The sequence below is a fragment of the Pseudomonas nitroreducens TX1 genome, assembly GCF_000313755.1.
Taxonomy (GTDB): Bacteria; Pseudomonadota; Gammaproteobacteria; order Pseudomonadales; family Pseudomonadaceae; genus Pseudomonas; species Pseudomonas nitroreducens_A.
This window is the reverse complement of record NZ_AMZB01000100.1, coordinates 114,354-126,454: the sequence shown is the minus strand read 5'-3', so window position 1 is coordinate 126,454 and position 12,101 is coordinate 114,354. Positions and strand designations below refer to the sequence as shown.

Here is a 12,101-nt window from a genome sequence, read left to right as displayed (position 1 = left end):
GGCGGGGTAGACATAGAATCTCCTACAAAGAGCAATCAGGGGGCCAGTTCAACCCGCGAGAAGTTGTTGGACCCCAGCGGGCTCAGGGTGAAGCCTTTCACCTCCGGCCGCACCACCGCGAACTGCTTCGGATAGGCCAGGGCGATCCACGGCGCTTCGCGCTGGTAGATCGCCAGCGCCTGGCGATAGAGGCCCGCCCGGGTTTCCTGGTCGGCAATAGCGCGGGCCTGGCGCAGTAGTTCGTCGAACTCCGCATCGCACCAGCCCGCCTGGTTCTCGCCACTCTTGGCGGCGGCGCAGGAAAGGTTCGGCGTAAGGAAGTTGTCCGGATCGCCGTTGTCGCCGACCCAGCCCATGAAGATCAGGTCGTGCTCGCCCTGCTTGGCACGCTTGATCAGTTCACCCCATTCGAATACGCGGATGTCCGCCTGGATGCCGATCTGCCCCAGATCGTTCTGCAGCATCTGCGCGCCGATGCCGGGGTTGGGGTTGGTCGGCCCGCCGCCGGGACGGGTCCAGATCGACAGCTTGAGACCGGGCTTGATGCCCGCTTCTTCCAGCAGCTGTTTCGCCCGCGCCGGGTCGTGGGGCCAGACCTTGAGTTGCGGATCGGAACCCCACAGTGTCGGCGGGTAGGGCGCCACAGCCAGTGTCGCGGCGCCTTCGCCGAACTGCACGCGCAGGTAGGCGTCGCGGTCGAAGGCGAGGTTGATCGCCTGGCGCACCCGCACGTCGTCCAGCGGCTTGTGCCGGGTATTGATGCCGACGTAGGCGACCAGCAGCGAGTCCAGTTCCTCGACCTTCAGCTTCGGGATCTGGCGCAAGGCGGGGATGTCGGTGGGCTTGGGGTACACGGCGATCTGGCAGTCGCCGGCCTTGACCTTCTGGATGCGTACGTTCGGATCGGGAGTGATTGCCAGCAGCAGGCGGTCGATCTTCGGCTTGCCGCCCCAGTAATCCGGATTGGCGGTGAAGCGCACCTGGGCATCCTTCTGGTAGCGCTGGAAGATGAAGGGGCCGGTGCCGATGGGCAGGTTGTTCAGTTGGTCGGCTTTTTCGGCGGCCAGCAGCAGGTCGCCGTACTCGGCGGAATAGATGGACGCGAAGCCCATTGCCAGGTCGGCGAGAAAGGGCGCCTCGGGGTGCCTGAGAGTGAAGCGCACATGGTGGTCGTCGAGCTTTTCCACCGCGCTGATCAGGCCGGGCAGGCCCATCGCCTCGGCATAGGGAAAGCCGCGCGGGGCCAGTTTGTTCCAAGGGTGCTTCGGGTCGAGCTGGCGCTGGAAACTCCAGAGCACGTCGTCGGCGTCGAAATCACGGGTCGGGGTGAAGTAGTCGGTGCTGTGGAATTTCACGCCCTGACGCAGGACGAAGGTGTAGTGCAGGCCGTCGTCGCTGATCTCCCAGCTCTCTGCCAACGCGGGCACCACACGGGTGCTGCCGGGGGCGAACTGCACCAGGCGTTCGAAAACGGTCTCGGCGGAGGCGTCGGCGGTGGTGGCGGCGGTGTACTGGGTGATGTCGAACCCTTCCGGGCTGGCCTCGGTGCAGACCACCAACGATTGGCCGAATGCCGGCGCACAGCCGAGGAGGCTGGCCAGGGTCAGGCGGATGAGCGCTTCGCGCATGGCAACTGCCGGAGGAACGGGCCGCCGGGAATCCCGGCGGCCCATGGCCTTACTTGCCTACGCTGACGCCGTAGAACGAGTTCAGCGCGAACGGACTGATCTTGAAGTCCTGCACTGTCTTGCGCATCGGCTGGTACACGGTGGAGTGGGCGATCGGGGTGATCGGCACCTGCTCCTTGAGGATGTGCTGGGCCTGCTTGTACAACTCGGTGCGCTTGGCCTGGTCCGGGGTGCGCTTGGCGTCCTTGATCAGCTTGTCGTACGCCGGGTCGCACCATTTGGAGAAGTTGTTGCCATCCACGGCATCGCAGCCGTACAGGGTGCCCAGCCAGTTGTCCGGGTCGCCGTTGTCGCCGCTCCAGCCGATCAGCATGGCATCGTGCTCGCCGCCCTTGGCGCGCTTGATGTACTCGCCCCACTCGTAGGTGACGATCTTCGCCTTGATGCCGACCTTGGCCCAGTCGGACTGCAGCATCTCGGCCATCAGCTTGGCGTTGGGGTTGTAGGGGCGCTGCACCGGCATGGCCCACAGGGTGATCTCGGTGCCTTCGGCCACGCCGGCCTTCTTCAGCAGTTCCTTGGCCTTTTCCGGGTTGTAGCCGGTGTCCTTGATGCTGTCGTCGTAGGACCACTGGGTCGGCGGCATGCCGTTCACGGCGAGCTGGCCGGCGCCCTGGTAGACGGCGTCGATGATCGCCTTCTTGTTCACCGCCATGTCCAGCGCCTCGCGCACTTCAAGCTTGTCGAACGGCTTGTGCAGGACGTTGTAGGCGATGTAGCCGAGGTTGAAGCCTGGCTGCGACGGCATGTTCAGGTTCGCGTCCTTCTTCAGCGCTTCCAGGTCGGCCGGGCGCGGGAAGAGGGTGATCTGGCACTCGTTGGCCTTGAGCTTCTGCATGCGCACCGAGGCGTCGGTGTTGATGGCGAAGATCAGGTTGTCGATCTTCACCTCGCCCTTGTTCCAGTAGTCGGGGTTGGCCTTGAAGCGGATCATCGCGTCCTTCTGGTAGCGACTGAACACGAACGGGCCGGTGCCGATGGGCTTCTGGTTGATGTCGCTGGCCTTGCCCTGCTTGAGCAACTGGTCGGCGTATTCGCCGGACTGGATCGAGGCGAAGCTCATGGCCAGGTTCTGGATGAACGCGGCGTCGACTTCGTTGAGGGTGAACTTGACGGTGTGGTCGTCGACCTTCTCCACCTTGGCGATGTTCGCGTCCATGCCCATGTCGGTGAAGTAGGGGAACTCGGTCTGGTAGGCCTTACGGAACGGATGGTTCTTGTCGAGCATGCGGTTGAAGGTGAACAGCACGTCGTCGGCGTTGAACTCGCGGGTCGGCTTGAAGTAGTCGGTGGTGTGGAACTTCACACCGGAGCGCAGGTGGAAGGTGTAGGTCTTGCCGTCATCGGATACGTCCCACTTTTCCGCCAGGCCCGGGACGACCTGGGTACCGCCGCGCTCGAACTGGGTGAGGCGGTTGAAGACCGTTTCGGCCGAGGCGTCGAAGTCGGTGCCGGTGGTGTACTGGCCGGGGTCGAAGCCCGCGGGGCTGCCTTCGGAGCAGTAGACCAGGTTGTTGGCGGCGTGGGCGAGCGGGGCGCTGGCGATCAGCCCAGCGGCAATCATGGAGCGGATGACGGCGTTCTTACGCATACGGACCTCTGTTTATTCTGGTTGTCATCGAGGGGCAGCCTCGTGAGCTGCGTTGCGTGAAACTATGCACGGCACATGCCGGGCGCAAGCTGCTGGCGGGGATGAGTGTAGAAGTTGTGACGCGGGTGCAAGGGAATGTCGCAATTTCGACAATGAGAACCCTGTAGTCGGGTGACGGCGCCCCGGTCCCCGGAGGCGCCGCGCTGGAAGCGGTCGTGGTGTTACGGCATCTGCACCTCGATCGTGCCGTCCGCGCTGACGGTGACCTGGCTGGTGCCGGCCTCGATTTCCTGCGCCGGGGCGCCGCCGTAGCTGTCAGCCTTCATCGCGGCCATGCGCATAACGGGCATCGGGTGCGGCGCGCCGGAGGTGTTCAGGTTAAGGCTGACCAGCTTGTAGCCCTTGCCGCCGAGCGCGTCGGTGAGCACCTGGGCGCGGGCCTTGAAGGCGTCCACGGCGCCTTTCATCATCGCGTCCTCGTTCTTGGCGCGGGTGGCGTCGGCGATGCTGAAGTTCATGCTGCCCATCTTCAGCTTGCCCAGCAGGTCCGCGGTGAGCTGGGAGAGGGCGGCGAAGTCGGTGCTTTCCAGCCGCAATTCAGCGCGCTCGCGCCAGGCGGTGATCTTCTGGCCCTTGTCGTCATACACCGGGTAACTGTTGCGGCTGCCCAGGCTGACGGTCACGCCTTTCACCTTGCGCGCCTGCTCGACCGCCGCGTTCATCGCGGTGGTGGTCTCGGCTGCCAGCTTCGCCGGGTCGGTGCCCTGGCCTTCGCTGAACAGGGTCACGTGCATCAGGTCGTGGGCGACTTCCTGGCTGACCTCGGCGCGCAGCGAAACCTGGTTGTAGCGAGGTTCGTCTGCCAGGGCTCCCAGGCTGGTGGCGCACAGGGCGATGGCGGCGGCGATGGCGGTGAAGGGTTTCTTCAGTACAGACATGGATGACTCCTTGCTCCAGAAAAGTGTCCGGGCCACAGCTTAGTAGAGCCAATGGCGAGGACCGTCAGACCCTTTGACGACGATGGCGTCGAGTTCGGGTTATTGACCGGTGTCACTAAATGTTTCGGGCTTGGGCGGCCAGCGCTGGGCGTGCTGGAGTATGCTGTGGCGCTATGCCGCATAAAGGGGAGGGGGCTCTTGGCTATACTCGCGCAAATTCCGGAATTCACCATGCGCCCACCGGTTTTCCAGCTTTCCGCCAGTCGTCAGAACCTTCTGCATCTGACGCTTATCCGTATTCTCGTGCTCGCCGCCCAGGCCGGCTCCGTCGGGCTCGCCTACAAGGCCCAGCTGATCCAGCTGCCCTGGCTCGCGCTCGGCGTGACCCTCGGCGTCTCCCTCGTACTCTGCCTGGGCACCGCGCTGCGCCTGCGCGGGCCGTGGCCGGTGACCGAGCTGGAATACGCCGTCCAGCTCGCCTGCGACCTGGTCATCCACAGCGTGCTGCTCTATTACTCGGGCGGCTCGAGCAATCCCTTCGTCTCCTATTACCTGGTGCCGCTGACCATCGCCGCGGCGACCTTACCGTGGCTCTACACCATCGCCCTGGCCGGCCTCGCGCTGGCCAGCTACACGGTGCTGCTGGTGTGGTTCCACCCGCTGGAGATGGCCGCCGGGCAGCGTGACAACCTCTTGATCTACGGCATGTGGCTGAGCTTTGCCCTGGCCGCCGCGCTGATCACCTTCTTCGTTGCCCGCATGTCCGAGGCGCTGCGCCGCCAGGAGCAACTGCAGGCCCAGCGCCGCGAGGAAGGCATGCGCGATCAGCAGTTGCTGGCCGTCGCCACCCAGGCCGCCGGCGCCGCCCATGAGCTGGGCACGCCGCTGGCGACCATGAGCGTGCTGCTCAAGGAATTGCGCCAGACCAATGCGGACCAGCCGATGTTGCAGGAAGATCTCGCCCTGCTGCAGGAGCAGGTCAAGCTCTGCAAGACGACCCTGCAGCACCTGGTGCGCGCCGCCGAGGCGGATCGTCGCCAGGCAGTGGAAGAGCAGGGCGCCAACGAATGGGTCGAAGCGGTGCTGCGTCGCTGGCACCTGATGCGCCCCGAGGCGAGCTATCGCTACCAGATGCTGGGCAAGGGCAAGGCGCCGCGGATGACCCCACCGACCGACCTGAGCCAGGCACTGCTGAACCTTCTGAATAACGCGACGGACGCCTGTCCGGAAGATCTGGACATCCGCCTGGACTGGGATGCCAGTGAAATCTGCCTGAGCATCCGCGACCAGGGCCCAGGCGTGCCGCTGGCCATTGCCGAGCAGCTCGGCAAGCCGTTCTTCACCACCAAGGGCAAGGGTTTCGGCCTGGGGTTGTTCCTCAGCCAGGCCAGCGTGACCCGCGCAGGGGGAACGGTGAAGTTGTATAACCATGAAGATGGCGGCACTCTGACCGAGTTGCGTCTGCCCAGAAGCTATGGCGTGGCCTGATAGCCGCGCCCGCGAGGAAGTACCATGAGCGAAGAGATCCTGTTCGAAGGCGAAGAGCAGCCCCACCTGCTGCTGGTGGACGACGATGCCACCTTTACCCGCGTCATGGCTCGTGCCATGACCCGTCGCGGGTTGCGGGTGTCGGTCGCCGGCTCCGCCGAAGAAGGCCTGGCCATGGCCAAGGAAGATCTGCCCGACTACGCCGTGCTGGACCTGAAGATGGACGGCGACTCCGGCCTGGTGCTGCTGCCCAAGCTGCTCGAGCTCGACGCCGAGATGCGCGTGGTGATACTCACCGGCTATTCCAGCATCGCCACCGCGGTGGAAGCCATCAAGCGCGGCGCCACCAACTACCTGTGCAAGCCGGCCGACGCCGACGATGTGCTGACCGCGCTGCTGTCGCAGCACGCGGACCTGGAAACCCTGGTCCCGGAAAACCCCATGTCGGTCGATCGCCTGCAGTGGGAACATATCCAGCGCGTGCTTGCCGAACATGACGGCAATATCTCCGCGACCGCCCGAGCGCTGGGCATGCACCGGCGCACATTGCAACGTAAGCTGCAAAAACGTCCGGTGAGACGTTAAGCGATCGATAACATAAGGGAGCGCCAATGAGCGCTCCTTTTTTATTTCCAGCCGTGCGAGCCGACCCCATGACCGACAGCGCCGAATACCGCGCCGCGAACGATGCCGTTCGCAGCCGCTTCTTCCACCGAGTCTGGCAGCTCACCGCGCTTTACTGGCGCAGCGAAGAGAAGGGCATGGCCTGGCTGCTGCTGATCGTGGTGATCGCCCTGTCGCTGGTGGGCGTGGCCCTGAGCGTCTGGCTCAACAGCTGGTACCGCGATTTCTATAACGCCCTGCAGAACAAGGACCTGAAGAGCTTCATCCACCTGATGCTGATGTTCTGCGGCATCGCCGCGGTGTTCATCCTCACCGCGGTGTACCGGCTGTACCTGACGCAAATGCTCACCATCCGCTGGCGCCGCTGGCTCACGGAGAAACACTTCGCCGCATGGCTGGGCGACAAGAGCTACTTCCGCCTCGAGCAGCGCGGCCACACGGACAACCCCGACCAGCGCCTGACCGAAGACCTGGACAATTTCACCAGCACCACCCTGAGCCTCGGCCTGGGGCTGATCCGCAACGTGGTCAGCCTGGTGTCCTTCTCGGTCATCCTCTGGGGAGTTTCCGGCAGCATCGAGCTGTTCGGCATCACCATTCCCGGCTACATGTTCTGGGCTGCGCTGGTCTACGCGGCGGTCGGCAGTTGGCTGACCCACCTGATCGCGCGTCGCCTGATCGGCCTGAACAACCGCCAGCAACGCTTCGAGGCCGACCTGCGCTTCGGCCTGGTGCGGGTGCGGGAGAATGCCGAGAGCATCGCCCTGTACAACGGCGAGGCCAACGAGAAACAGCGGCTGATGGGACGCTTCCGCAATGTCTGGGGCAACTTCTGGGAGCTGATGAAGGTGCAGAAGCGCCTGACCTTCTTCACCGCCGGCTACGGCCAGATCGCCACCGTGTTCCCCTTCATCGTCGCCGCGCCGCGCTACTTCTCCGGGCAGATCCAGCTGGGCGAACTCATGCAGATCAACTCCGCCTTCGGCAACGTGCAGGAAGGCATGAGCTGGTTCATCGACGCCTACACCAGCCTCGCCAGCTGGCGCGCCACCAGTGATCGTCTGCTGAGCTTCCGCCACGCCATGGGCGAGACCACCCAGGAAGCGGCCAATATCGACGTGCGCAAGACCGGCGCCAACCTGCAACTGCACAACCTCACCCTGAGCCTGGGCAACGGCCGCGAGCTGCTGGAGCCCACCAGCCTGGAACTGAACCTCGGCGAACACGTCCTGATCGGCGGCCCCTCCGGCGGCGGCAAGAGCACCTTGCTGCGCGCCATGAGCGGCCTCTGGCGCTACGGCAGCGGCGTGGTGCAGATGCCCGACGCGCGCAGCCTCTTCGTGCCGCAGAAACCCTACCTGCCCATCGGCACCCTCGCCGAGGCGCTGTGCTACCCCGAGGCGGGCGATCGGCATGACCCCGAGCGGCTGAAGCAGGTGCTGCACCTGTGCCGCCTGGACGCCCTGGTGCCGCGCCTGGACGAAGCCGATCACTGGCAGCGTGTGCTCTCGCCGGGCGAACAACAGCGCCTGGCCATCGCCCGTGCCTTGCTCTACGCGCCGCAGTGGCTGTTCCTCGACGAGGCCACCTCTGCGCTGGATGAAACCGACGAGGCCGCGCTGTATCAGGTTCTGCTCGACCAATTGCCGGGTGTGACTTTGCTCAGCATTGGCCATCGCGCCAGCCTGAAGCGCTTCCATCCGCGCCAGCTGCGCCTGGAGGAACAGCGCTTGGAGGAAATCGAGTCGGTTTTGCCGGTGTAATGGCAGTTTGATTCACTGTGAAAGTGTGATCTCGTTAGTGGGAATCATCTGAAAGCATTATCAGACAGGATGATTTCTTCTTATTTTTTTACATTTTTCAGTGTTTCACCGCTGCGAAGATTTCAATAACAGGTACCCTGTGCACCCCGGCGACTACCCCGCCGGGACTGAATGCATTCCAACGGTACCTTTATGAAGTTCCTTTCCCCGTCACGACAGGCCCTGACCCGTTCGGACCTGCGTCTGGTGGACCCGCGCAAAATCGTGCTGGTCGCCGGCTGCGCCGCGGTATCGTTCGCGGCGCTGGCATTCGCCGGCGGAATCTGGGTCGGCCGCGCCCATGGCGTGCCCGAGCCGGTGGCCGAAACCATCGCCATGCCGGCCGAACAACCCGAGGAAGAAGCTTCCGGCGAGCGTTTCGCCGCCGAGCGCATCGGCGAACTCGCCGGGCGCCTGCAGGTGCTGGAAAAGGACGCCACCTATTTGCTCCAGGCCGTCGACAGCCACGAGGAAATCGCCCGCAAGCTGGCCAAGGTCGACCCGTCCCTGGTACCCAAACCCCAGCCGAAGGTCGCGGCCAAGGGCGAGGGCGGCATCCTGCTGCCGCCGCGCCCCTGCGCGGAACCGCTACCCGGTTCGAACGACGACCTGGAACAGGGCGAGCGTTCGGCGAAATGCCTGCGCCGGGTCTTCGACCTGCTGATGGACCAGGTGGCCCGGCGCAACGCCGATTTCATGGCGATTCCCGCGCGCCGGCCGATGGATCAGGCGCGCCTGGGCTCGCCCTTCGGCAATCGCGCCGACCCGTTCAACCACCGCCTGGCGTTCCATTCCGGCCAGGACTTCTCCGCGCCCACCGGCAGCCCCATCCATGCAGCCGCCGGCGGGCGGGTGATCGTGGCGGGGCCGAACCCCTCCTATGGCAATCGCATCGAGATCGACCATGGCAATGGTCTGGTCACCCGCTATGCCCATGCCTCCAAGCTGCTGGTGAAAGTGGGCGACGTGGTGCTGCCAGGGCAGGAAATCGCCAAGGTCGGTTCGACCGGGCGCTCCACGGGGCCGCACCTGCATTTCGAAGTGCTTTACCACGGTGAATTCGTCGACCCGCAAAACTTCCTCTCTCTGGGCGGCATGGAGATCGATAGCGATGGTATGGCCTCGGACTAGAAAACCTTCTACCCGCGACCTGCTACGCGCCGACCACCTGCCCCACGCCCCCCGTCGTTCTGCGCGGCTGGCATGGGCATTGTTGCTGGCCCTGGTGCTGGGCGCGTCGGCCGCGGGTGTCTGGTGGATGCGTAATCACGATGACGGGCAGGCCCAGGCTCGCGAACACGTCGACGAACTCCAGGCACTGCACGCACAGGTCGGGCAACTGACCAGCGAGCTGGAGGATAAGCGCCTGCAAGCCGAAGAGGAGCGCGCCAATCGCGACCAGTTGATGCGGCGGATCGACGCGATGTCCGCCGAAATCAAGAAACTCAAGACCGAGCTGGCCTTCTTCCGCCAGCAGAAGCCTGGCAAGTAGTTCGTCCGAGGAGGACCGATGTTCAGCAACAGCAAGAAGAAGGGGCCGCAGGTTTCGGTCGACAAGTTTTCCAGCCTGCTCTCCGGCAACGTGGCCTTGGTGGGCGACATGCAGTTCGAGGACGGCCTGAAGATCCTCGGCACGGTGAAGGGCAACGTCTGCCACAAGCCCGGCGCGGCCAGCCTGCTGGCACTCAGCGCGGAAGGGCGGATCGAGGGCAACGTCAGCAGCTATGACGCGCTGATCGACGGCACCATCATCGGCGACCTCTATGTCGAGCATCTGTTGGAACTGCACTCCAATGCGCGCGTGGTCGGCAACATCCAGTACCGCCAGCTGAGCATGGAAAACGGCGCGACGGTAGACGGCAAACTGACCCGCCTGGCCGACGGCGAGGCGCCCAGGCCACTTGAACTGCCGGCTCCGGTGCGCGAAGAGGAAGCCGAAGCCTGATTTGCCCCGGTGCGGTGGGTACTTAGCTTGCTATGATTGTCGTCCCACCGCCCAGACCTCTCCAGCCCCATGCTCGCACTCCTGCTCCAGACCTTCAGCATCACCGCCCCGGTCTTCGCCATGTTGTTCCTCGGAGTGCTGCTGCGTCGTGTGGGGGCGATCAACGCGGAGTTCATCCACACCGCGTCGGCGCTGGTGTTCAATGCCACCATGCCGGCGATGCTGTTCCTCGGCATCTATCACTCCGACCTGCACAGCGCCGCGCGCCCGCAAGTGTTGCTGTACTTCTGTGCGGCGACCCTGGCGGGTTTCCTGCTGGCCTGGGGCTGGGCCGCCTGGCGGGTACCGCGCGCGGATCGGGGCGTCTACGTTCAGGGTTCGTTCCGCGGCAACAACGGCATCATCGGCCTGGCGCTGGCCACCAGCCTCTACGGTGACCATGGCCTGGCGCTGGGTTCGGTCCTCGCCGCCCTGGTGATCCTCTGTTACAACACGCTGTCCTCGGTGGTGCTGGCGATCTACAGCCCGAGCATGAAATCCGATCCGCTGAGCATCGCCCGCAACGTCATCTGCAATCCGTTGATCATCAGCGTGCTGGCGGCGCTGCCTTTCTCCTGGTTCGGAATCGGCTTGCCGAAGTGGCTGCTGACCTCGGCCGACTATTTCGCCCAGATGACCCTGCCGCTGGCGCTGGTGTGCATCGGCGGCACCCTGTCGCTGGCTTCGCTGCGCGAAAGCGGCGGGCTGGCGGTCAGCGCGAGCCTGATGAAGATGGTCTGGCTGCCGCTGATCTGCACTTTCGTCGCCTGGTCGCTGGGTTTCCGGGGCGCCGAGCTGGGCGTGCTGTTCCTCTACTTCGCCAGCCCCACGGCGGCCGCCAGCTATGTCATGGCACGCGCCGCCAATGCCAACCATGAATTGGCGGCGTCGATCATCGTCATCACTACCCTGGTGGCGACGCTGACCACCAACGTCGGCATTTTTGTCCTGCAGTGGGGCGGCTGGATGTGACTCGGGGGAAGTCGAGATTCTTCCAAGTACCGTTGCGCAAAAAGCTACTCAGCGTGTAGGAAATTTCTTAAAGATCGCGCTGCGTCGCAACGTCGCGCGAAGCCCGTTCCGCCCGTCGACAAGACCGGTTACATTTGGCTCCCCGCTATGCACGATCAAGGAATGTTCATGCAGCTCACGCGTCGGATGGTTCGTGCCGTCTTTTTTCTGTCAGCCAGTCTCCTGGCTGCGACGGCCGCTGCCGAGCCGGGTGCAGAGATTTACAGCCCAACCGCCGGCTGGCGCTATTCGGGCCTGACCGATGACCCCAGCGTGCCCCGCGTGGCCTATCCCACGCCGCCTATCGACCGGGGTGGTTCCCGTGGCCGCAGCCTGATCGAGGGCCATCTGCGTGAAGTCTCCGCCGTAGACCGTGCCCAGCGCCTGGTGGTCAACGGCAATCCGCTGCCTCTCTATACCGACGCCGAAGGCAGGTTCGTCCGCCCCTACAACTTCGGCGCGGGCAGCAACAGCGTCGCGGTCAGCAGCGACCAGGGTAAATCCCTCAAGCGCATCCAGTTCTATGAAGCCAACACGGGGCGTATCCCGCCCCGCATCCGTCTGGCGCTGGGCTGGAACGACCCCAAGGCCGAGCTCGACCTGCATATCGTCACGCCCGACGGCCAACATGCCTTCTGGGCGCGGCCGCGACTGAGCAACGGTGGCGGCCTCGACCCGGATGGCGTCGACGGCCCCGGCCCGGAAATGTTCACCATGGCCGCGCCGCTGCACGGCACCTATCTGGTTTACGTGAACTACTGGGGCAACTACAACGCCAGCCAGGGTTACAACTTCCAGGAAGGCAATCACGAGCAGGACGTGATCACCGCCGAGATCAACCTGGTATTCAACGAAAATACCGTCAACGAGAAGCGCGAGACCTTCGTGGTGCCCATGCGCACCATCGGCGATCTGGTGCTGGTGAAGACCTTCAACTACTGAATTCGCCCCTCGCAGGGATGACACGGGACAAGC

The 12,101-nt window shown here is 64.4% G+C and carries 11 protein-coding genes; 8 read left to right on the top strand and 3 right to left on the bottom strand.

The window, feature by feature from the left end:
* Positions 1 to 35: 35 nt before the first annotated feature.
* The 3 genes from C167_RS0110250 to C167_RS0110240 all read right to left on the bottom strand — a co-directional run bounded on the left by C167_RS0110250 (position 36) and on the right by C167_RS0110240 (position 4,217).
* Positions 36 to 1,628: an ABC transporter substrate-binding protein gene (locus C167_RS0110250; protein ID WP_017518185.1), complete on the bottom strand. Its 1,593-nt coding sequence runs from the start codon at positions 1,626 to 1,628 to the stop codon at positions 36 to 38.
* Between the two features lie 49 nt (positions 1,629 to 1,677).
* Positions 1,678 to 3,279, bottom strand: a complete 1,602-nt coding sequence (locus tag C167_RS0110245; protein ID WP_017518184.1) for an ABC transporter substrate-binding protein — start codon at positions 3,277 to 3,279, stop codon at positions 1,678 to 1,680.
* A gap of 221 nt (positions 3,280 to 3,500) precedes the next feature.
* Complete coding sequence (locus C167_RS0110240) at positions 3,501 to 4,217, bottom strand: SIMPL domain-containing protein (RefSeq protein WP_017518183.1); 717 nt, start codon at positions 4,215 to 4,217, stop codon at positions 3,501 to 3,503.
* Between the two features lie 231 nt (positions 4,218 to 4,448).
* On the opposite strand from C167_RS0110240, the gene C167_RS0110235 reads away from it, so the two are divergent.
* From C167_RS0110235 to C167_RS0110200, 8 genes are all read left to right on the top strand, one after another.
* Positions 4,449 to 5,705, top strand: coding sequence for an ATP-binding protein (locus tag C167_RS0110235; RefSeq protein WP_017518182.1), 1,257 nt, complete (start codon positions 4,449 to 4,451; stop codon positions 5,703 to 5,705).
* A gap of 24 nt (positions 5,706 to 5,729) precedes the next feature.
* Positions 5,730 to 6,290 (top strand): response regulator transcription factor, encoded by a 561-nt coding sequence (locus C167_RS0110230; RefSeq protein ID WP_017518181.1) that lies wholly within the window; start codon positions 5,730 to 5,732, stop codon positions 6,288 to 6,290.
* 68 nt (positions 6,291 to 6,358) lie between these two features.
* A complete protein-coding gene (locus C167_RS0110225; RefSeq protein WP_017518180.1) occupies positions 6,359 to 8,092 on the top strand; it encodes an ABC transporter ATP-binding protein/permease in 1,734 nt (577 codons plus the stop codon).
* 192 nt (positions 8,093 to 8,284) lie between these two features.
* Positions 8,285 to 9,262, top strand: a complete 978-nt coding sequence (locus C167_RS0110220) for a M23 family metallopeptidase (protein ID WP_017518179.1) — start codon at positions 8,285 to 8,287, stop codon at positions 9,260 to 9,262.
* On the top strand, positions 9,243 to 9,623 hold the full coding sequence (locus tag C167_RS0110215; RefSeq protein WP_026078943.1) for a hypothetical protein: 381 nt from the start codon (positions 9,243 to 9,245) through the stop codon (positions 9,621 to 9,623). Before C167_RS0110220 ends, C167_RS0110215 begins: the two co-directional genes overlap by 20 nt.
* Before the next feature lie 18 nt (positions 9,624 to 9,641).
* On the top strand, positions 9,642 to 10,076 hold the full coding sequence (locus C167_RS0110210) for a bactofilin family protein (RefSeq protein ID WP_017518177.1): 435 nt from the start codon (positions 9,642 to 9,644) through the stop codon (positions 10,074 to 10,076).
* A 69-nt stretch (positions 10,077 to 10,145) separates the two neighbouring features.
* On the top strand, positions 10,146 to 11,087 hold the full coding sequence (locus C167_RS0110205; protein WP_017518176.1) for an AEC family transporter: 942 nt from the start codon (positions 10,146 to 10,148) through the stop codon (positions 11,085 to 11,087).
* A gap of 186 nt (positions 11,088 to 11,273) precedes the next feature.
* Complete coding sequence (locus C167_RS0110200) at positions 11,274 to 12,068, top strand: YfaP family protein (RefSeq protein ID WP_037006097.1); 795 nt, start codon at positions 11,274 to 11,276, stop codon at positions 12,066 to 12,068.
* Positions 12,069 to 12,101: the final 33 nt, after the last annotated feature.